The organism is Marinospirillum alkalitolerans (assembly GCF_045055655.1).
In the GTDB taxonomy this organism is placed as follows: domain Bacteria; phylum Pseudomonadota; class Gammaproteobacteria; order Pseudomonadales; family Halomonadaceae; genus Marinospirillum; species Marinospirillum alkalitolerans.
Map to the genome: position 1 here is coordinate 47,154 of NZ_JBANFI010000004.1, position 19,960 is coordinate 67,113.

General features: G+C 52.8%; 17 protein-coding genes. 12 read left to right on the forward strand and 5 right to left on the reverse strand.

Annotated elements, in window-relative coordinates; all coding sequences use genetic code 11:
- Positions 1 to 20: 20 nt before the first annotated feature.
- From V6U78_RS07085 to yidD, 7 genes are all read left to right on the forward strand, one after another.
- The gene (locus V6U78_RS07085) at positions 21 to 947 is read left to right on the forward strand and encodes an ATP-dependent zinc protease family protein (protein ID WP_405338864.1); all 927 of its coding nucleotides are present in this window, start codon (positions 21 to 23) and stop codon (positions 945 to 947) included.
- Positions 944 to 2,479 carry a UUP1 family membrane protein gene (locus tag V6U78_RS07090; protein ID WP_405338866.1) on the forward strand — a complete coding sequence of 512 codons (1,536 nt, stop codon included), beginning with the start codon at positions 944 to 946 and terminating at the stop codon, positions 2,477 to 2,479. Before V6U78_RS07085 ends, V6U78_RS07090 begins: the two co-directional genes overlap by 4 nt.
- 3 nt (positions 2,480 to 2,482) lie before the next feature.
- On the forward strand, positions 2,483 to 3,556 hold the full coding sequence (locus V6U78_RS07095; RefSeq protein ID WP_405338868.1) for an alpha-L-glutamate ligase-like protein: 1,074 nt from the start codon (positions 2,483 to 2,485) through the stop codon (positions 3,554 to 3,556).
- Positions 3,557 to 3,610: 54 nt separating this feature from the next.
- Positions 3,611 to 4,078 (forward strand): transcriptional repressor, encoded by a 468-nt coding sequence (locus V6U78_RS07100; protein ID WP_405338870.1) that lies wholly within the window; start codon positions 3,611 to 3,613, stop codon positions 4,076 to 4,078.
- 61 nt (positions 4,079 to 4,139) lie between these two features.
- Positions 4,140 to 5,474 carry a dihydroorotase gene (locus V6U78_RS07105; RefSeq protein WP_405338872.1) on the forward strand — a complete coding sequence of 445 codons (1,335 nt, stop codon included), beginning with the start codon at positions 4,140 to 4,142 and terminating at the stop codon, positions 5,472 to 5,474.
- A 90-nt stretch (positions 5,475 to 5,564) separates the two neighbouring features.
- Entirely contained in the window at positions 5,565 to 6,011 is a 447-nt protein-coding gene (hisI, locus tag V6U78_RS07110) for a phosphoribosyl-AMP cyclohydrolase (protein ID WP_405338874.1), read from the forward strand.
- Between the two features lie 4 nt (positions 6,012 to 6,015).
- A complete protein-coding gene (yidD, locus tag V6U78_RS07115; protein ID WP_405338876.1) occupies positions 6,016 to 6,387 on the forward strand; it encodes a membrane protein insertion efficiency factor YidD in 372 nt (123 codons plus the stop codon).
- On the opposite strand, the gene V6U78_RS07120 is transcribed toward yidD, so the two are convergent.
- Positions 6,349 to 6,714 (reverse strand): SufE family protein, encoded by a 366-nt coding sequence (locus tag V6U78_RS07120; protein WP_405339509.1) that lies wholly within the window; start codon positions 6,712 to 6,714, stop codon positions 6,349 to 6,351. The two genes, yidD and V6U78_RS07120, sit on opposite strands and share 39 nt — an antisense overlap.
- A gap of 114 nt (positions 6,715 to 6,828) precedes the next feature.
- Positions 6,829 to 7,251: a hypothetical protein gene (locus V6U78_RS07125; protein ID WP_405338878.1), complete on the reverse strand. Its 423-nt coding sequence runs from the start codon at positions 7,249 to 7,251 to the stop codon at positions 6,829 to 6,831.
- Between the two features lie 167 nt (positions 7,252 to 7,418).
- Between V6U78_RS07125 and V6U78_RS07130 the strand changes: the two genes are divergently transcribed.
- Positions 7,419 to 9,620, forward strand: coding sequence for an OsmC domain/YcaO domain-containing protein (locus V6U78_RS07130; RefSeq protein ID WP_405338880.1), 2,202 nt, complete (start codon positions 7,419 to 7,421; stop codon positions 9,618 to 9,620).
- Positions 9,621 to 9,696: 76 nt separating this feature from the next.
- On the opposite strand, the gene V6U78_RS07135 is transcribed toward V6U78_RS07130, so the two are convergent.
- Positions 9,697 to 10,923, reverse strand: coding sequence for a tyrosine-type recombinase/integrase (locus tag V6U78_RS07135; protein WP_405338882.1), 1,227 nt, complete (start codon positions 10,921 to 10,923; stop codon positions 9,697 to 9,699).
- A gap of 219 nt (positions 10,924 to 11,142) precedes the next feature.
- Here V6U78_RS07135 and V6U78_RS07140 point away from each other — a divergent pair, with 219 nt between their 5' ends.
- Positions 11,143 to 12,135 (forward strand): DNA-binding protein, encoded by a 993-nt coding sequence (locus V6U78_RS07140; RefSeq protein ID WP_405338884.1) that lies wholly within the window; start codon positions 11,143 to 11,145, stop codon positions 12,133 to 12,135.
- Positions 12,136 to 12,279: 144 nt separating this feature from the next.
- Complete coding sequence (gene fhuF / locus V6U78_RS07145; protein ID WP_405338886.1) at positions 12,280 to 13,017, forward strand: siderophore-iron reductase FhuF; 738 nt, start codon at positions 12,280 to 12,282, stop codon at positions 13,015 to 13,017.
- Positions 13,018 to 13,094: 77 nt separating this feature from the next.
- On the opposite strand, the gene nfuA is transcribed toward fhuF, so the two are convergent.
- Entirely contained in the window at positions 13,095 to 13,712 is a 618-nt protein-coding gene (nfuA, locus tag V6U78_RS07150) for a Fe-S biogenesis protein NfuA (RefSeq protein WP_405338888.1), read from the reverse strand.
- 207 nt (positions 13,713 to 13,919) lie between these two features.
- Here nfuA and metH point away from each other — a divergent pair, with 207 nt between their 5' ends.
- Positions 13,920 to 17,621, forward strand: a complete 3,702-nt coding sequence (gene metH, locus V6U78_RS07155) for a methionine synthase (RefSeq protein WP_405338890.1) — start codon at positions 13,920 to 13,922, stop codon at positions 17,619 to 17,621.
- A gap of 17 nt (positions 17,622 to 17,638) precedes the next feature.
- Positions 17,639 to 18,964 (forward strand): MATE family efflux transporter, encoded by a 1,326-nt coding sequence (locus V6U78_RS07160; protein ID WP_405338892.1) that lies wholly within the window; start codon positions 17,639 to 17,641, stop codon positions 18,962 to 18,964.
- Positions 18,965 to 19,122: 158 nt separating this feature from the next.
- Here the strand turns inward: V6U78_RS07160 and V6U78_RS07165 are convergent, their stop codons facing one another.
- Positions 19,123 to 19,935, reverse strand: coding sequence for a flagellar motor protein MotB (locus tag V6U78_RS07165; protein WP_405338894.1), 813 nt, complete (start codon positions 19,933 to 19,935; stop codon positions 19,123 to 19,125).
- Positions 19,936 to 19,960 lie beyond the last annotated feature (25 nt).

Consider the following 19,960-nt stretch of genomic DNA (forward strand, 5'->3'; position numbering starts at 1 on the left):
CAGCTAGGATATTGCACAGCATGGCATTTTCTCAGACTCGCAATTTTGATCACTTCTCACTGCCTGTGCGCTTACAGGGCTTGGCTGCGCTGAGCCTGCCTCTTGTTTTAGCAGGGTGTCAGGCGCTTACGCCTGCGCATCTTGCCACCAAAGAAGATCTTGCCAACCAGCAGATGTGGATCGCCACCCAGCTTGAACAGCAGGACACCCGACAGCAACAAGTTTGGCAGCGTCAGTTAGAGACGGGCTTTGATCAGCAACAAACGGGACAACAGCACTTGCAATCCAGTCTGCGTCATCTGGATTTGCGCTTTGATCAGCGTTTGGTCGCTTTAGAGCGTCAGCTGGCCCAACAGCAGATAGCCGACCCTCAGGGACAGAGATTACGTGCGCCAGCTCAGCAAGCCCTAGCGGTGGAGGTGGATGGCAAGCTGTTACTGGGTCGCCAGGAGTGGGTGGCCTTTCCTGAGCAGCGACTGATTCTGCCAGCCAGAATTGATTCCGGTGCCAACACGTCTTCTTTACATGCCGTGAATCTACAAGAATTTGAGCGCGATGGTGAAACCTGGCTGCGTTTTGAAACCCACTATCAATCACAAGAGAGTGAAGATGTACGCGTCATCCCGATTGAAGCGCCACTGGTGCGCCAAGTCAGAATACGCCAAGCCAGTGGTTCAGAATCACGCCCAGTGATCCGCCTGCCAATGCGTCTTGCCAATCGCACGGAATCAGTCGAATTCACCCTGACTGATCGTGGAGAAATGACCTTTCCTGTCCTGCTTGGTCGTCGTTATATGATGGATTTGGCCGTGATTGATGTCGCGCGTGAATATGTGCAGGGCCGACCTGAGCTGCCAGCCATCGCAGAACCAGAAACAGCTGAACCAGAAGAAGAGGCCGCAGCAGAAACCACCACAGAACAAACGGCGCAAGGAGAAGCAGAATGAAGCTGGCTCGCTCGTCTTTATTGTGGGTCGCGCTGCTGTTGATCTTGGTCGGGGGGCTGCACACAGCGTGGCGGCATCTGGTGCATCAGGTGCCCTTGCTCCCAGGCAGCGAGCAGAGCTACTGGAACCTTGAAGCCCGCGTTGAGCTTGAGGCCCGTGGCGAGCCGTTGAGTGTACGCTTGGCTTTGCCGCAAACGCAGCCGGGTTACATTCTTCTGGATGAACACACAGCCTCGCCTGGTTTTGGCCTACATTTTCATCATCAAGGCCAACAGCGCTTGGCAGAATGGAGCACACGTCAGGCCAGTGGCACGCAATGGCTCTATTATCGCGCTCAATTTTTAGTCTCACCTGAGGCTAACACTGAGTTGCAGGTTCCCCCCCCAGCCTTGACCCATGTGGCTTGGTCGGAATCCTTACAGACAGCAGCGGCTGGCCTGCTCGAACGAGCCTGGCTGGAATCCTCGGATGCCTGGAGCCTTGCCCGAGCGATCAGTCGCTACTTAAATGATCCACACAATCAAAATAGTCGTTTATTGCTCAGTGAACTCAGTGCGGATGAAGTCTTGGTTCGTCTGCTCAATGAGGCCGAAGTGCCTGCACGGCGGCTGTATGGCTTAAAGCTCGAAGATGGCCGCCGCCGTCAAGCACTGCAACCTCTGGTACAAGTCTTTCAGGGCCAGAAGTGGCAGGTTTTTGATGCCGAAGGCAGTGCCATCAATGGCGAGCAGCAGGCACAGTATCTTCTTTGGCAGCTCAATGCTGGCCCTATTCTTGAGGTGGTTGGTGGCACCAATTCACGCGTCACCTTCTCGATGATTGAATCCACCGAACCCAGCAGCAGCGTCAGCAGTACCCAAATCAGCGATGCTGTTTTGAATCTGTCGATTCATAGTTTACCCTTGGCAGAACAAAACCTATTTCGTACCTTGCTGCTGCTGCCTCTTGGCGCGCTGGTGGTGGTTTTACTGCGCGTTCTGGTTGGATTCAAAACCTCAGGCACCTTTATGCCAGTTCTGATTGCCTTGGCATTTTTAGAGATGTCTCTGGTCACCGGATTAATCAGCTTTTTAGTGATTGTGGGGATCGGCTTGGTTCTGCGCCAGCTGCTGGCTTCATTAAATTTATTGCTGGTGGCCCGTGTTGCCGCCGTCATTGTCTGCGTGATTGGCTTGATCGCGCTCTTTACAGTGATCTCTTTTCATACAGGCCTGACCACAGGCATGCAGGTGACGCTCTTCCCCATGATCATTCTGGCGTGGACGATTGAGCGGATGTCGATTCTCTGGGAAGAAGAGGGGGCAAAGGAAGTGATTATCCAGGGAGCGGGAAGCTTGATCACCGCGGTACTGGCCTTTAGCCTGATGGATCTCGCCCTGATGCGCTATTGGATGTTTAACTTCCTTGGTTTACAGCTGGTGGTGTTGGCTTTGATCCTACTGCTGGGCAGCTATACCGGCTATCGCTTATTTGAACTCTGGCGCTTTAAACCCTTGATGGACTTGCAACCCTCAAAATCCAAAGAGGATTAAGCCATGGCAGAACAAAAGTGGCTCAGTCGTAGCCGCAGCTACTGGCATAGCTGGGTCAAACAATACACAGCAGCGCAACAAACTGGCCGTCCTGCCTGGCATTGGAAAAACTGGTTAGCCACACCCAGTGCCCTGCGCCAAGCGGGGGTGCTGGGTATGAATGCGCGTAATCTTGACTGCATCAGTGCTGCCAATCCACGACGTTTTTTTCCGCTGGTGGATGACAAGCTCAAGACCAAGCGTTTGGCTGAAGACTATCAACTTGCCACGCCCAGTTTGCTGGCGGTCATTGAGCATCAAGGGCAGGTCAAGGGCTTTGAGCAGTTGATCCCACAGCAGGTTGGCTTTGCGATCAAACCAGCCAAGGGTAGTGGCGGCAAGGGGATACTGGTGATCCTGCAATCGGATGGCCAGCGTTACCAAAAGGCCTCTGGTGAATGGATCACGCATCTGGATATCGAGCGCCACCTTTCCAATCTTCTGTCGGGGCTGTATAGCCTAGGCGGGCATCCCGATATCGCTTTGGTTGAAAGTCTGATCCGCTGTGCCCCTGATGTTGCCGACTTTAGTTTTGAAGGTGTGCCGGATATTCGTGTCATTCTCTATTATGGCTATCCCATTATGGCGATGATGCGTTTATCCACCCATGCCTCTGATGGCAAGGCGAACCTGCACCAAGGCGCGCTGGGTGTCGGAATCGACCTGAATACAGGGCGTGCCCTGCAAGCGGTGCAGCATGATCGCCCTGTCACACATCACCCAGATACAGGGCGTCCGTTAAATGAACTGGTGATCGATAACTGGACCTATCTGCTCGAACTCGCCTCACGCTGCTATGATATGACCCATCTGGGTTATCTTGGTGCCGATCTGGTGCTGGACAAGGAGCAGGGGCCGCTTTTATTAGAGCTTAACGCTCGGCCTGGCTTGGCGATTCAGATGGCCAATGGGCTTGGATTGGCGCCTCGCGTTCAGGCAATTCAAGCCCATCGACAACAACTGCGCGGCCCAGAAGAAACCTTTACGCAGCGGGTCGGGGTGGCACAAAAACTCTTTGCCGTTAGGCAGACACGCTGATCACGCCAACAGCTGATGGCTGACACAGCAGAATACTTTAAAAAGAACGAGATGATGAACCTAACACACGATATTCTCGCCCAAGCCGATGCACTCTGTGCACGCAAGGGCGTGCGCTTGACACCTACCCGACGGCGCGTGCTGGAAATGATTGCCCAAAGTCAGGGCGGGGCCAAGGCCTACGATCTGCTCGATAGTTTGACGGCTGAAAATGCCTCAGCCCGTCCACCCACCATCTATCGTGCCATCGATTTTTTAATGAGCCACGGCCTGATTCATCGCATTGAGTCTTTAAATGCCTATGTCAGCTGTATCTGTCCTGAGCATCATCAGGCTTATCAGCTGCTGATCTGCCGCCAGTGCGGTGAAGTCATTGAACTTCATGAAGAAAGTCTGGATACTCAGCTTAATGAAGCGGCCAGGCTGCAAGGTTTTTGCGTCGAGAAAAAAACCATTGAAGTGCATGGTTTGTGCCAAAACTGTCAGACAGGTCAGCCTGCAGCAGAGACAGCGCAGGCTTGAGCTGGCCTCAATCGAGGCTGTTGATGAAGTCGGGCCTTTTAATGCTACCGGGAGAATACCTATGTATGACCGCTTAATTCTGAATGCCACACTGGTGAATGAAGGACAGGTTCAACAGGCTGATGTGGCCATTCAAGGCGAGCGCATCGCCAAAATTGGCGCAGACCTCTCTGCATTGGCCGCCAAAGAGGTGAGCGATGCGCAGGGCCTGCATCTGCTACCCGGTATGATTGATGATCAGGTGCATTTTCGTGAGCCGGGCTTAACGCATAAGGGTGATATCGCCACTGAATCCGCTGCAGCCGTGGCCGGTGGTATCACCACCTATATGGAAATGCCGAACGTCGACCCGCTGACCATTAACGCTCAAGCACTAGAAGACAAGTACACCCGCGCAACGGGCCGTTCACGCGCCAATTTTGCCTTTTATCTGGGGGCCAGTAACGACAACCTCGAGGAGATCAAAAACCTCGATCCGCAGGCTGCCTGTGGCATTAAGGTTTTTATGGGCGCCTCGACCGGCAATATGCTGGTGGATCGACCTGAAATCCTCGAAGGCATCTTTGCTCATGCGCCCATTTTGGTCGTGACCCATTGCGAAGACACGCCAATGATCCACGCCAATGAAGAGGCCGCGCGAGCCCGCTTTGGCGAGGATGTTCCCTTTACTGAGCATCCATCTATTCGCTCGGCCGAGGCCTGCTATAAGTCTTCTTCCTATGCGGTCGCTTTGGCACAAAAACATGGTACGCAATTGCATGTGTTGCATATCACCAGCGCACAAGAGCTGGCACTCTTTCAACCTGGGCCGATGCAGGGCAAGCAGATTACCGCTGAAGCCTGTGTGCATCACCTCTGGTTCAGCGAAGAAGACTACCCACGCCTGGGTGCCCAAATCAAATGCAACCCTGCCGTGAAGCGTCTGGCGGATCGTGATGCCATTCTGGCCGCGGTGAATGAGGGCCGTATTGATGTGATTGCAACGGATCACGCCCCCCATACCTGGGAAGAGAAGCAGGGCACTTATTTTAAAGCGCCAGCCGGTTTACCCTTGGTGCAACACGCCTTGCCAAGCCTTTTAGATCATTATCATGCGGGGCGTTTCTCATTGGAAACCATCGTGCAAAAGGTCTGCCATAATCCGGCTGAGCGTTATCAAGTCAAGGATCGGGGCTATCTGCGTGAAGGCTATTTTGCAGATTTAGTGCTGGTGGATTTAAACGCGACCAGTGAAGTCACCCCTGAAAGCCTGCTCTATAAGTGTGGCTGGTCGCCTTTTACAGGTCATACCTTCCAAAGCCGCATCGAGGCCACCTTTGTCAATGGGCAGCCCGCCTATCAGCAAGGGCAGGTCGCCGAAGCCGTCTATGGGCAGCGCCTGACCTTTAATCGTTAACGGTGAGCATCACTGATTCCTAACGCATGAGGCTGATCTGGATCACGACCAGATCAGCCCTATTGATCCACCAGTAAAAAAGAGAAAAGCATGGCTTCAAGCAGTAGTTTTTGGCGAGATTTAGAAAACAGCCCAGTGGGCACCCAAATCCCCTGGTCACAAGTCTTGGACCAGATTCAGTTTAATGAGCAGGGGTTAATCACCGCTGTTGCGCAGCAGGCCGATACCGGCGAAGTATTGATGCTGGCCTGGATGAACCGAGAATCTCTAGAAATCACCCTGCGTGAGGGGCGGGCCTGCTACTGGTCGCGCTCACGGCAGCAACTGTGGCGCAAGGGCGAAAGCTCTGGGCAAGTGCAGTGGCTCAAAAGCATCAAGTTGGATTGTGATGGTGATGCGCTGCTGCTCCAGGTGGATCAATTGGGGCCTGCCTGCCACACTGGCCGCAAAAGCTGCTTTTATTTTGATCTGAACAGCGAGCAGCTTGAAGTCACCAGTGCGCCGTTGATTGATCCCAAAGATCTTTATCAGGCCTAGCCAGATGCTCTGGATACAGCGCGGCTATCGGTGGTGTGCTCGCCTACTTGGGCGGGCGCTGATCGCGCTGGTCAGGTTTTATCAACTCTTTATCAGTCCGCTCAAGCCTCCCAGCTGTCGCTTCTATCCCACCTGCTCCAGCTATATGATCGAGGCGATTCAGGTTCATGGTCCATTGAAAGGATTTTGGCTGGGCATCAAGCGCTTAGGTAAATGCCATCCCTTGCATCCAGGCGGGGTGGATCTGGTGCCGCCGCACTCGACTTGCCGTGACTCCGCCTGTGCCCATCATGAGGCCACATCCGTGACCTCAACCAGCCAAGAAGAAACGCCTGAATCAACTCGCCGCGCGAGCAACGGCAAAGATGCGCTCTAGCATGGCGTGTAACCCATTGCTGCGCGTCGGGCTCAGGTGCTTATCCAAACCCAAAGCAGCCAGAAAATCCGGTGGTGTCGCCAGTATCTCTGCCGCAGTACGATCACTGTAAATACGGACCAGCAGCGCAATCAAGCCGGAAACGATGGCCGCATCGCTGATCGCCGCAAAATGGATTGTTCCTTCTTTTACCTCTGGACGAATCCACACCTGAGACTGGCAGCCTTCGATTTTATAATCGGCTATCTTCCACTCATCGGGATAGGTCGGCAGGGCCTTACCCAGATCGATAATGTACTGATAACGATCCATCCAGTTATCAAACATGGCAAATTCATCAAGCAGCTCTTGTTGAGCCTGTTGGGCAGGGGTCACCGGCTTTCTCCTCAGTATTGATTAATAACCCATCATTCTACCAGAATGCCCATCAGCAGCGTGAGCTCACGGCTGATCTGCGCGACGCACCTGTAGGCGATCACTGGCCGCTAAACGCACTCTTTGTCCTTCACGCGTGGTAAATCCACCTTCATACAGGTCTTTTTTGTAAACCCAAAAGACCTCTTCTGCTCCGCTTAAAGGTTGAATCACGCGCACCTCAAGCAGCTGATACTGATCGCGCCAGTGGTAAAGGCCATAACCTGAGCCAATCAACAAGGCAAAAATCAGCGCCGGAATCAAAGGGCTCATTTTTTTACCTTGCCCCAGGGCTGCGGCTTTGGTGTTATCAGTAAGAGTGTCATCAGCAAGAGGCCCTGTTGTTCTGCGCTCTGCTGCTTGCCGCTGTTTCAAACTGGCCTGCTGTTTGAGCCACAATCCATAAAGACTGGCAAAGACCAGTAATGCCACCAAAAGCTTACCTAGCATGGAATCCTCTTCAACCCAGCTGAAAGCGCCAAGGGTAGCTTTTTTTGTCTTGTAATGCGAAAAAAACACACTTTCAAGCCAAAAAGCCAGCAGCCGAGCGCAAAAAAAGCGATAATGCCCGTTTATGCCTTGCTTAAGGCTTTTCTCTTTTTTGATGGATGTGAGTGATGCAAATTCAGGTTGAGTTTCTCGATAATCTTCGCCTTCAAGCGCAGTTTGATGATTTTACGGTGATCACTGATCAACCCATCCGCTATAAAGGTGATGGCAGTGCACCCAGCCCCTTTGATTACTTCCTTGCCTCCTCAGCCTTATGTGCGGCCTATTTTGTGCGTGTTTACTGCCTTGCGCGCAATATTCCAACCGATAACATTCGTTTGGCACAAAACAATATTGTTGATCCTGAAAATCGCTACCAGCAGATTTTTAAAATTCAGGTTGAGCTGCCTGAGGACATCAGCGAGAAGGACCGGCAGGGGATTCTGCGCTCGATTGAGCGTTGCACCGTCAAAAAGGTGGTACAAGCTGGCCCCGAGTTTCAGATTGAGGTGGTCGAGAGCCTCGCTGATGATGCTCAAGCGCTGTTAATCAATAGCTTGGATCAAGGCACGGCAACCTATATCGAAGGCAAGGATGCTCCAGTTGAAGCCAGTATCGCCAGAATGACTCAGATTCTGGCTGATCTGGGCATGAAAATTGAAGTCGCCTCATGGCGCAATCTGGTCCCTCATGTGTGGTCCTTGCATTTAAGAGATGCCGATTCTCCAATGTGCTTTACCAATGGCAAGGGCGCGACCAAAGAAAGCGCGCTCTGCTCAGCCCTTGGTGAGTTTATTGAGCGTTTAAGCTGCAATTTCTTCTACAACGACCAGTTCTTTGGCGAGCAAATCGGCGACAGTGAGTTTGTTCACTACCCGAATGAGCGCTGGTTCTTGCCTGGACCTGACGATCAGCTTCCTGAAGGTCTTTTAGATGCCGCAACTCTGGCTTTTTATAATCCAGAAGGGGAGCTGCGTGCGTCACATCTTTACGACACTAATTCAGGCCGACCCGATCGCGGCATTTGTGCGCTGCCTTTTACACGCCATTCAGATCAGCAGACGGTCTATTTTCCATCCAATCTGCTTGAGAACCTCTATCTCAGCAACGGTATGAGCGCCGGTAATACGCTGGCCGAAGCGCAGGTGCAGTGTTTGTCTGAGATTTTTGAGCGGGCCGTCAAAAAACACATTATTGAAGAAGAGCTGGTACTGCCAGAGGTGCCTGCGGCTTATCTGGCGCAGTATCCACATCTGGTCGAAGGTATTCAGGCGCTAGAAGCCCAAGGCTATCCTATCTATGTCAAGGATGCCTCCTTAGGTGGGCAGTTTCCGGTGGCTTGTGTCGCAATGATGAATCCGAAGACAGGCGGGGTGTTCACCTCTTTTGGTGCCCATCCACGTTTTTCCATCGCCTTAGAACGGAGTCTGACCGAGCTTTTACAAGGCCGTAGCTTTGAGGGGGTGAATGACTTTCCCTTGCCAACCTTTAATTCAATGGCAGTGCAAGAGCCGAATAACTTTGTCGAGCACTTTATTGATTCCAGCGGCGTGGTGTCTTGGCGTTTCTTCAGCAGTCAGGCGGATTATGAGTTTAGTCCGTGGGATTTTTCTGGCACCACCGAAGAAGAAGCAGCCCAGCTTTTTGATTTGTTACAAGAGCAGGGCTATGAAGCCTATATTTCGGTGCATCAGGATTTAGGGCTGCCCACTTGTCGTATTCTTGTCCCCGGTTTTTCTGAGATCTATCCCGTCGAAGATTTGATCTGGGATAACACCAACAAAGCCTTGGCTTTTCGTGCCGATATTTTAAACCTGCATCAACTGAATGACGAACAACTCCAAGCGCTGCTTGATCGGCTCGAAGAAAGTCAGCTTGATGAGTATATGGATATCATCACGCTGATTGGTATCGAATTTGATGATCCTACCCCGTGGGGACAGCTGAATGTGCTTGAACTGAAGCTATTGATTCATCTGGCGTTGGGGCAGCATGAAGAGGCGCTTGAGCGGGTCGAGCAATTTCTCCAGTACAATACCAACACCCACGAACGCGGCCTGTTTTATCAAGCCGTCAGTGCGGTGCTGAATATCACACTGGATGAAGAGCTGGAAGTGGATCATTTTAGCGAGAGCCTCACTCGGCTCTATGGTGTTGAACGCGCCGAGGCAGCTTTGGGTTCAGTCGCAGGGCAGGTGCGCTTTTACGGCTTGACGCCCACCAACTTGCAACTGACTGGCTTGGATCGCCATCAGCGACTGCTGACCAGCTATCAAAAACTCCATCGTGCCCGTGCCCGTTTTGCCGCGCAGCAGGGCGAGGCGTCCTAGCCTAGATCGGCTTGGCAGGGGATGACCAAAATGCGCGACAAACCCCGTACTTTGAGTGCGGGGAGGATGTCAAAACCTATTCAGGGGTCAGTGGCTTCAACCCATGACGTCCTGTTTGCTCCTGCCAAGCGCCATCTTCTTCATGAAGATAAAGGCGCGTAGTTGCCAAGCTAGAGTGGCGTGCATTGCGTGCCAAATAACGCAGCTCCACGCCGGCATCGGCCTGATGGGTGATCGAAGTATGACGAAACCAGTGGGTGCTGGCCTGGCGTAAGGTGGCCGCCATCTCTGGTGCTTGATCCTCAATAAACGCGGCGGCCTCAGCCGTGAGATCCTTCATCGTTCGATAAATCATATTGGCACTGATGCCCTCCGTCCCGCGTAGGTTGCGCACGAGCGGTGAAGCATCCTGCATCCATTCCGTCGCCGATAACCCCAGATGCTGACGATAGACCTTTAAGGCATCAATCAGCTTTGGCTGAGCTGGGATCTCAGCATACTTGCCTCCCTTGCCTTCGACAGCCCACCACCAATAGCCACGCCGATAAAAGAAATCCTGCATTTTGGCCTGCGCCACCTCATGCACGCGCGGAGCGAGCAGATACAAAAAGTGCAGCAGAAAATGCCAGCGGGCGATCTGGGCTTGGCGCGCGGGTTCGGCCTCTTGCTCCTGACCTAGGCGCACCAGATAATCGACCAGCACCTGCCAGGTTTCTTGCTCTAAATATCTTTCGCGCACACTCTTGGCTTCTTGGCGCGAGCCCTTGTGGCGCATCAAAGCCAGCGGATTACCCAGCAAATAGCCCGCATCATGCAAATACTGGAATAAGCCTTTCAAAATACGCAGCGCATGCTGCTGGCTGGCAGGACTCAACGGCCCTTGAAAAGGCCGCCAAGCATCTGAGTGGCGCGGGGCCCGTCCATGCCCACACCAGCGCTTTGCAGGTTGAGGATCAGCTAAAAAAGCTTGATATTCCACTAAATCTTCTCGCGTCAAGCTCGATAAGGGCAGGCCGCGCTGCAACCAACACCAGAGCAAAAGACGCTCCGCCTCTTTGCGATAAGTGCGATAGGTTTGGCCTTGGTATTCCGCCAGCCATAATTGGACTGCCGCTAAATCATGTGGTGCATCAATCTGGCAATGCAAATGCGCTGGCGGTCGATTGCGCCCAGAGGCACCGCTTAATTCAGCTGGCAGTGGAGCCAGACGCTCAAGACAACGTACGGGCAGCTCGGTCGCTGATTGTGAGCGCGCTTGTGGTGAAGAAGATTGTGACGCAGTCAAAGAAAGCTCGGAAGACATGATTTTTCTGCTTTGTGATCGATCCGAAGGGCATCTTATCTCATCCCCTCTTACACCGCCACCCATTCATGATAAGGGTGGTTATCATGAATCGAGGGGTATTTTCGTAGTAGAAATTGACGTAATACGTAATATGTAATAAAGTCCTTTGTATTCACTAGCTCACTGCAAGCCTTGCACCGGCTGCAAAAAAAACCTGCTTTATGGAGCAAGATCACGATGGCAAGAAATGGCGTTCAATACGAAGAAGTCGCAGCCTGCATCGAGCAGCTGATTCAGGCTGGAGAAAATCCAACCCTGCAGCGCATACGTGAACAGCTCGGTACTGGCAGCTTTTCCACACTGAGCGAACACCTCAAGCGCTGGAAGGATGAACGCCAGCAAGCACCGCAAGCTGCAACCCGCTTACCGCAGAAGCTGATCGAGTGCGCACAGGACTTATGGCGCACGGCCTATCAAGAAGCCGAGAGCCAGCGTCTGGCCTATCAAGCCGAGATCGATCAGCAGCTTGATGCCGCACGATTGGCGCAGCAGGCCGCCGAACAACAGGCGCAGGAAATCGCGCAGCAGAATCAGCGCGTAGAGGAAAAAAACGCCCAGCTTATGAGCAAGTTGGAAGCCCAGGCAGAACAGCTCGGGCAGTTGCAGAATCAGCTCAGCCACCTACAGGCGCTTGAGAGCGAGCAAAAACAGCGTTTTGCAGAAGAGACAGCCGCCCTACGTGCGGCCTTGGCTGAGCAGCAGCAAGACTATGAGGCACGTCTGCATGAGTTAGCTCAGCAACAGCAGCAGACCCTACTCAAAGAACAGGAGCGCCATGAAGCACACCAGCAGCGCTGGATGCAGGAAGTTGACCAAGCCAGACTGCTGGTGCGTCAACTGGAGCAGAAAAAAGAAGAGCAGGAAAAACGCCATCAACAACAAGAGCGGCATCACCAAGCGCAACTCCAGGCCAGCCAGCAGCAGCAGGCTGAACTTCAAGCCCGCCTGCGCCTACTTGAAGAACACCAAGCCGAGCTAATCAAGACTCAGCAGCACAAAGAAGCTCAGCTGCTGGCCAAGCTGGAAGAAAAAGAAGCCGCTTATTTGATCCAACGGCAAGAACAGGAAGATCGCTACCGCGCACAAAAAGAGGCAGATCAAGAGGAGAAAATGCAGTTGAAATGGCTACTGGAGCAACAACGCCGCTTGCAGCCGCTGGTTTTGGTTTAAGAGGCCTCTGATTCACTATTGTGCTTGCTGATGCTGCGTTGATCAGAGGCACCTTAGCTGCCTCATAACGAGAGTCGAAATATTTGCTAATCTTTATCATTTGCATTAGGATGCTGGCCTCTAATTGCCAAAAGCTGCACTGCCATGAGCCACACTCTCTCAACCCTCTATGTCGGCCCACTCGAAAACTTTGCTCCCCCTCTTGTCTCGCCAACACCTGGGCCACAGGCCTTACCAGCGACTGAGCTGCAAAACCCGAATTACCTCAAGCAGCTACTCGCTCGCTTCGGGGCCCAGTATGGTCCTGAGGCGGATCTAAAGGCCGTCGCTTCACTCTGGTCAAAATGGCATTTCAGCGCCTTGATTGCCACCGCGCTTGCAGCCAACCTGCTACTCGGACGAGATCTTCCTGTGGGGCTGAAGGAGCTTTATTTCACTCAGTCTGCTGATGGCAAAACCACTGGCTTTACGCTCGCGCACGCGGGCCAACCTCTTTCCAACCAAGATGATTTTTCACGCTTTAAGAGCCTGATTGATCAGCACTTAAGCCCACTGATTAACGCACTGGCATTGGTGAGCGGCGCTTCAGCCAAGGTGTTTTGGAGCAATGCCGGTAACTATCTTGAGTTCTTCACATCGGCGATCCAAACCCATCCTCTGGCTGTGCCCACAAGCAATCAACCAGCCCAGAGACTCTTAGAGAGCCGCTCTCTGCCTGATGGGCAGCGTAATCCTCTGTACCTTCCTGTGCGTTACATTGAAGCAGAAGATGCTGCTGATCCAAAGCGCATCCGGCGCTTGTGCTGTCTGCGCTATTTGATTGACGAGCTGGGATATTGCGGCAACTGCCCTGTTGCCTGTCGGCGTTCTATTCAGAGTTAGAGTTAAATGACAAATGGCATCTGCTGTTGACGATGAGCCCACCTTGCATGGGCTCAACAGATGAGTGAAGAGATCACCTATTTGTAATAGGCGTTTTCGGTCACGGTATGGTCGGTCACATCGCGAATGCCCTTGAGTTCAGGCAGGCGCTCAAGCAGCGTTTTCTCGACACCATCTTTCAGCGTCAGATCAACTGCAGAACAGCCCTGGCAGCCACCACCAAATTGTAAAACAGCCACCTTGTCTTCGGTGATTTCAATCAATTTGATCTCACCACCATGTGCTGCCAGACCTGGATTGATATCACTATAAAGGATGTAGTTAATCTGATCCGCCAAGGGGCTGTCTTTGCTGACCTTAGGCATCTTGGCATTCGGGGCCTTAATCGTCAGCTGTCCACCCATACGGTCTGGGTTAAAGTCCACGACGGCCTCTTCCAGAAAAGGCAGGCTGTTTTTCTCCAGATAAACCTTAATTTTCTCAAGCTCTAAGAGTTCGTCTTGCGGCTCTTCTTCACCTGGGCGGCTATAAGCGAGACAGGTTTCGGCATAGGGCGTGCCTGGCTGGGTAATAAAGACCCGTACTGCCATGCCTTCAACCGCTTGCTTGGAAAGGAGTTCGGCCAGATAGTCTTCAGCTGATGCTGTAATTTGTATAGGCTGGCGAGTCACTTCCTGGCTTAGTTCTTGGGTCATGCTGAATTACCTCAAATAAATCTGTACTGGTGACAGTCCTGCTGTCGATACGGCAGGAGGATGCGCCCATCTTATGCCATCTGCACGCAGAATAAAATACCCTAGTCTTTTGATTGGTCTTTAAACCCAGCTCAGGAAGGCATTTTTTCGCGGCCAAATCCGACTTTTTTGTTACACTAGCCGCATTCTTTTTTCTGGAGTCTGAACATGATTAACAGCGCCACCGAGCAGCGTCTTGCAGTCCTGACCAAGAGTCTTGAAACACGCCATGTCATCCTGGATGGCGGCATGGGCACCTTGATTCAACAGGAAAAACTGCAGGAAGCAGATTATCGTGGCGCGCGCTTTGCTGATTGGCCCAGCGATGTTAAAGGCAATAATGATCTGCTGGTGCTGAGTCAGCCCGATCTGATTCGCCGTCTGCATGGTGAATATCTGGCTGCAGGCGCGGATATTATTGAAACCAACACCTTTAACTCCACCCAGCTTTCTCAGGCTGATTACGACATGCAGGCCTTGGCCGCAGAGATGAACGAAGCGGGTGCGCGCCTAGCACGCGAGGCCGCGGATGCCTACTCCACGCCAGACAAGCCCCGCTATGTAGCTGGGGTGCTGGGGCCAACCAGTCGTACGGCGTCCATCTCGCCAGATGTCAATGATCCCAGCTATCGCAATGTCACCTTTGATCTGCTGGTCGAGAACTATATTGAGGCCACCGAGGCGCTGATACGGGGTGGCTGCGATCTAATTCTGATTGAAACCATCTTCGATACATTAAATGCCAAGGCAGCGGTATTTGCAGTCCAAGAGGTCTTTGAGCGCCAAGGCTATGCCTTACCGATCATGATCTCTGGCACCATTACCGACGCCTCTGGCCGCACCCTGTCTGGTCAAACCACCGAGGCCTTCTGGAACAGTATTCGTCACGCTAAGCCCCTTTCCATCGGCCTCAACTGTGCCTTGGGCGCGGAAGATCTACGCCCCTATATTGAAGAGCTCTCACGGATTGCGGACACCTTTGTTTCAGCGCATCCCAATGCGGGTCTGCCGAATGCCTTTGGCGAATATGATCAAACACCTGAAGAAATGGCCTCGATTCTGGTCGAATTTGCCCAATCTGGCTTGATGAATATTATTGGCGGCTGCTGTGGTTCCACACCGGCGCATATCCGCGCTATCGCTGAAGCCGTGGCTGAGATCCCACCACGCCAAGTGCCCGAGATCGCTCCGGCCTGCCGTCTCTCCGGCTTGGAGCCATTTAACATCACCGCTGATTCCTTGTTTGTGAACGTCGGTGAGCGCACCAACGTCACCGGCTCTGCACGCTTTAAAAAGCTGATCATCGCCGAGGACTATACCACCGCCTTAGAAGTGGCCTTAGAACAGGTTGAAAACGGTGCGCAGATTATCGATATCAACATGGATGAAGGGATGCTGGATTCGCAGGCGGCGATGGTGCGCTTTTTGAACCTGATTGCCGGAGAGCCAGATATCGCCCGCGTGCCGATTATGCTCGATTCTTCCAAATGGCCGATTCTTGAAGCGGGCCTCAAATGCGTACAGGGCAAACCCATCGTCAACTCCATCTCGATGAAAGAAGGAGAAGCGGCGTTTATCGAACAAGCCAAGCTGTGTAAACGCTATGGTGCTGCTGTCATTGTGATGGCATTTGATGAAGTGGGTCAGGCGGATACCTTTGCACGCAAGATTGAAATCTGCGAGCGGGCTTATCGTTTGCTGGTCGATCAGGTTGGCTTCCCTGCCGAGGACATCATTTTTGACCCCAATATCTTCGCTGTCGCCACGGGGATTGAAGAGCACAATAACTATGGTGTTGATTTTATTCAGGCCACTGAGTGGATACATCACAACCTCCCGCATGCGCTGATTTCTGGTGGCGTATCGAATGTCTCCTTCTCCTTCCGTGGCAACAACCCAGTGCGCGAGGCGATTCACTCTGTCTTTCTCTATCACGCCATCCGCGTGGGTATGAGCATGGGGATCGTCAATGCCGGCCAGTTGGCGCTGTATGATGATCTGCCCGCTGAGCTCAAAGAGGCTGTCGAGGATGTGGTGCTCAATCGCCGTGAAGACAGCACCGAGCGCCTATTGGATATCGCTGAAAAGTATCGCGGTGATGGCCAGAGTGCAGAGAAAAAGGAAGATCTGGCGTGGCGCAGCCTGCCGGTTAACGAGCGGATCGCTCACTCTCTAGTGAAGGGCATCACCGCTTATATCGATGTGGATATAGAAGAAGCCCGCCAGCAGGCCGAACGACCTATCCATGTGATCGAAGGCCCGTTGATGGATGGCATGAATATCGTCGGTGACTTGTTTGGCGAAGGTAAGATGTTCTTGCCGCAGGTGGTGAAATCGGCACGAGTGATGAAACAGGCCGTGGCGATTTTGATCCCCTATATTGAGGCTGAAAAATCCGGCGAGGTGCAAACCAAAGGCAAGATCCTGATGGCCACGGTCAAGGGCGATGTGCATGATATCGGCAAGAATATTGTGGGTGTGGTGCTGCAATGTAACAACTATGAGGTGATCGATCTTGGCGTGATGGTGCCCGCTGAGAAGATCCTGCAAGCTGCGCGTGAACATCAGGTCGATATTATCGGCCTTTCGGGTTTGATCACCCCCTCCCTGGATGAGATGGTGCATGTCGCTAAAGAAATGCAGCGTCAGGGGTTCCAGATTCCGCTGATGATTGGCGGCGCGACGACCTCGAAAGCCCACACGGCAGTGAAGATTGACCCACACTATCAAGAGGCCGTGGTCTATGTCAGCGATGCCTCGCGCGCGGTCGGTGTGGCCAGCAGCCTGCTTTCTCAGGAACTCAAACCCAGCTTTATGGCCAAGATCAAGGAAGACTATGATGCCGTGCGCGAGCGCCAAAGCAAGCGCACCCTCAAGGCCGCAGAATATGATTACGCTCAGGCGCGTGAACGCAAGCTCAAGATCGATTTCCAAGCCCAGCCACCCGTACCGCCACGCATCACTGGCATCTTGTCTTTTGATGACTATTCACTAGAAGAGCTGGTCGAGCGCATCGATTGGACCCCCTTCTTTATCAGCTGGAACCTGGTGGGCAAGTATCCGGCCATCTTCCAAGATGCGGTGGTTGGCGAGGAGGCGCAAAAGCTCTTTGCCGATGCACAGGAGATGCTACAAGAGCTGATCAGCAAGCGTCAGCTGCAAGCGCGTGGTGTTATCGGTCTCTGGCCTGCCAATAGTGTTGATGATGATGTGATCGAGATTTATAGCGATGAAACTCGTCAGCAGGTCATTCAGCGTCTGGTCCATTTGCGCCAACAAACCGCAGACAAGGATGGCCATTGTAAATCTCTGGCTGATTTTATCGCCCCCAAAGACAGCGGTATCGCAGATTGGGTGGGCGGTTTTGCTGTCACCGCAGGCATTGGCGCAGAAGAGCTCGCGCAAGAATACGAAGCCCAGCATGATGACTATCGCGCTATCATGGTCAAAGCGCTGGCTGATCGTCTTGCCGAGGCCTTTGCTGAGCGCCTCCATGAACGGGTGCGCAAGGAATTCTGGGGTTATGCCGCTGATGAACAGCTCGATAATGACGCGCTGATCAAAGAGCGCTACCAAGGCATACGCCCTGCCCCCGGCTATCCTTCCTGCCCAGATCATACTGAAAAAGGGCCGCTGTTTGCACTGCTCAACGCCACTGAGCACACCAGCCTCTTTTTAACCGAAAGCTACGCCATGTACCCAACGGCGGCCGTTTCTGGCTGGTACTTTGCGCATCCAGCCAGCCGCTATTTTAACCTGGGTAAAATCACGCAAGATCAGGTTAAAGCTGCGGCAGAGCATAAAAAGATGAGCCTCAAGGATCTTGAACGCTGGTTGATGCCCGTGCTGAGCTATGATCCTGATCGCTAAGTTGATGCATCGCTAAGATGTTCAGCTTGACACGCAGTCGCCAAGTTTTGGGGCTTGCCCTGCCAATGATGGGCGGTATGCTGAGCCAGAGTGTGTTGAATCTGGTCGATGCCGCTCTCGTTGGTCGCCTTGGCGAAGAACCCTTGGCTGGCGTGGGGCTTGGTGGCTATGCCGTGTTCATGATCACCGCGCTGCTGATGGGACTCGGTTCGAGTGTTCAGTCGCAAGTGGCCAGAAGGCATGGCGCCCGTCAATATGCGATACGCGCTTTACCACTCAATGCCGCGATGCTGTGGGCGCTGGTGCTGGTGCTGCCGCTGACTTGGGTTGGCTGGCTCGAATCCGAACGGCTGATCAGTTGGCTCAATCCCAGTACTGAAGTCCAAGGCTATGCCAAGGCCTACTTTGAGTGGCGTATCTTGGCGCTGCTGCCAGTTATCCTGACCCTTTGTTTTCGTGGTTACTGGCATGGTGTGCATCAATCTGGCCTGTATTTGCGTATTGTGCTGCTCACCCATGGCCTGAATATTCTGCTCAGTGTGTGGCTGATTCATGGGGGATGGGGGATCCCGCCTCTCGGCGTGGTGGGTGCGGCCTTGGGCACCAGCCTTTCTGTCACCTTTGGCGCGTTACTTTGGGCTGGATTAACCTGGCGTCGCGCTTGCCCCAGCGGCTTTTTCTTTCAACTCCCTAGCTGGGCATTAATGCAGCGCACGCTCCGTCTAGCCTTGCCCCATTCAGTGCAGCAGTTTTTGTTTGCGGTGAGCTATGTGGTGCTTTTTTGGTTTTTGGGGCAGATCAATACGGCGAGTGTCGCTGTTGGTCATGTACTGGTGCATCTTTCTTTACTACTAATTTTGCCTGCCGTGGGGCTAGGTATGGCCGCGATGACACTGGTTGGCAACAGCCTTGGCGCAAACAAAAAAGAAGAAGCCCATCGCTGGGGCTGGGAAGTCATGCGCATCGCCTCTGGGCTACTGGCTATTCTGGCTGTCCCGATGCTGCTGATCCCAGAAGTGATTCTTGGTTTTTTCCTGCATGATCCTGAGCTGATCGCCTTGGGGCGTGTGCCGTTGATGTTGACCGGCATCATGATTGCGTTGGATGCATCGGCCATCGTCTTTAATCAGGCATTACAAGGCGCTGGAGCACAAAAACAAGTCATGCAGCTGAGCCTGACACTACAATGGCTGGTTTTTTTGCCTTTGGCCTGGTGGGTAGGGCTCTATCTTGGCTATGGCCTGCTCGGCATTTGGTCGGTTCAGCTGATCTATCGCTTACTGAATTCCAGTGCTTTTATTCTGCTCTGGCAACGGCGGCGCTGGCAGCAAATCCATATCTAGAGTGCTCTCCTGTTGCTGATTGAAGCTGCTGATCATCAAGCAGACCACTCGGCTCCGTTCTTCTTCTCAAGACCCGATAGCATCCAGCGAGCCATACACACAAAAACGCCCTGAATATCAGGGCGCTGGAGGATGGTGAAGATAAAACAGAAGACGCTTTAGCGATAAGTCGGTATCTGCTGAATCCCCTGGAAAACCTCACGCTCATCAGTAATATCACGCTCCATCAGTAGAATATCGACGCGGCGATTACGGGCCCGCTCTTCTGGTGTTGCGTTGGAGGCAATCGGACGCGCATCACCATTACCGACCACATACAAATATTCCTCGTTCAGATCACTCATCCAAGTCAGCTCATGCGCGACTGAAACCGCACGCGCCGCCGAGAGTTCCCAGTTTGAACGATAACGCTGGTTGTGAATCGGGATATTATCCGTGTGTCCACCCACGATCACATACATATCAAACTCAGAGATCAGATCACCCACACGCTGAATAATCGGGACCATCTGCGGCTCTAACCAATCGCTGGCAGGGCCAAAGGCTGCATCGTCAGGAAAGCGAATGATGATGTGATCTTCATCATGCTCAACGATGATCAGACCCCGCTCAATTTCATCAGTGAAATTGGTTTGCAGCCGGTTCCCAAGTGCATCCAGCTGGTTTTCCGTTCCAGTGTTTTCGGTTGTAGGGGGTTCAGGGCGAATAGGCGCCACAACGTTCTCAGTTCGAGGCGGATTATCGACTGGAATCAAATTCAGTGGATTCATCATCTGAAAACCAAAAGAATTTTGCAAAGCCATCGAGATCGCCCGAAAACGCTCCTGCTCCATCGTCGAGAAAGAAAGAATCAACACGAAGAACACTAGCAAGAGGGTCATCATGTCGGCAAAGGTCACCATCCAGGGCGCGATGGGCGTGCCTTTGATTTCTTTCTTTTTCTTCTGCGGTATTTCTCTTTTTTTCGTCATAATCAGAAGCTATCCCTTGTGATCA